This window comes from Candidatus Accumulibacter vicinus (assembly GCF_000584955.1).
Classification (GTDB): domain Bacteria; phylum Pseudomonadota; class Gammaproteobacteria; order Burkholderiales; family Rhodocyclaceae; genus Accumulibacter; species Accumulibacter vicinus.
In genome coordinates this window covers 2,080-3,527 of record NZ_JDSS02000017.1, presented here as the reverse complement: position 1 = coordinate 3,527, position 1,448 = coordinate 2,080, and the positions used below count along the sequence as shown (strand labels likewise).

Genomic DNA, 1,448 nt, shown 5'->3' with positions numbered 1-1,448 from the left:
CAGCGAGGCAATGAAAATGGCCAGCACGGTAAACGTAGTGAACAAATTACCCAAACGCTGCTCGCTTCTAAATAGGGCATCAAAATCCTGATCGAGGAAAGAATATTCAAATGGCTGATTGCCGGCATACTGCTTCCATAAACTTTCTATTGTCGAAACCGTTTCGCGCGGATTGTTTGAAAACCGAATAGCAAGGTAATTTGCTGCGCCCGTATTTAAGAACATGGCCGTTGGCCGTACGTTATTACGTAGCGACTCAAAATGAAAATCCTTAACTACACCGATAATTTTATAGGGTACACGACCACCGCGGTTAAATCCAAACAATTCCTTTCCAACAGCTTCCTTCCAACCTAACTCATTCATTAATGCTTCATTAATAACAATAGCTGAGGAATCGGCTGGAAAATCACGCGAGAAATACCGGCCTTCGCGTAGCGAATAACCCATGGTTTCCAGTTGATCATAATCCGCGAAATAGCGAACAACAAGGTGATCTTCCTCTGAGCCTTCAATGCGGAAGGGGCTTGCTCCTTCCGTGTTTAATGCCGGAATGGAGTTGGAGTAGCTGGCCGCCACAATACCGCTTTGTGTAAGCATGGCTTGTTTGAGCGGCTCGGCACCTGAACGAAGGTGTTGCGTGTTGGATAAAACCAAAACATTATTGCGGTTAAGGCCCAGGTTTTTATTCTGAACATATCGCATCTGCTGAAAAATAACTGCCGTGGCAATGATCAGGAAAATAGAAACTGCAAACTGAAACACTACCAGCCCGCTTCGCACAGCACCGCCTTTCATTCCTTCACGCACTTTACCTTTCAAAACTTCAGTAACCCTGAATGAGGTAAGGTAAAAAGCCGGATAACTACCCGCCATCAGGCCAACCAATACAACAATTCCAAGTAAAAGGATCAACAACTTGCTGCTCAGTAAACTTTCAAAAACCAATTCTTTACCGGCCAATGTGTTGAAAAAGGGAAGCATGGTATAAACAATGCCCAAGGCAAGTACAGCGGCTAAAAAGCTAAACACAAACGACTCGGCAAGAAACTGCGTAACCAGGTGACTGCTTAGCGATCCTAATGTTTTTCGTAAGCCTACTTCCTTCGCACGGCCGGCCGAACGTGCCGTAGCCAGGTTCATAAAGTTTATACAGGCTATAATGAGAATGAAGGCTGCAATAACAGAAAAAAGATAAACGTATTGAATGTCGCCTTGCGGTTCAATTTCTGCCTGGTAGTTGGAGTGAAGGTGGATATCCGTTAACGGAATTAACGTGTACCCGAACCGACTACCCTGTTGTTTAAACTGGTCGAGTGACATACCCATAAAACGCTCTACTTCCGGCCCGATATATTTAATGGTCAGATCATCAATCTTCGATTTTACAGTTTGCTGTGATGAACCTTTATGGATTTTAAGATAAGTAGCGAGGTAGTTGTTCATCC

General features: G+C 44.2%; 1 protein-coding gene. It reads right to left on the bottom strand.

Annotated features, from left to right (window positions below; translation table 11 throughout):
* Positions 1 to 1,446: FtsX-like permease family protein (locus tag CAPSK01_RS21880; protein ID WP_273703113.1), on the bottom strand; the 1,446-nt coding region annotated here is incomplete at its 3' end.
* Positions 1,447 to 1,448 lie beyond the last annotated feature (2 nt).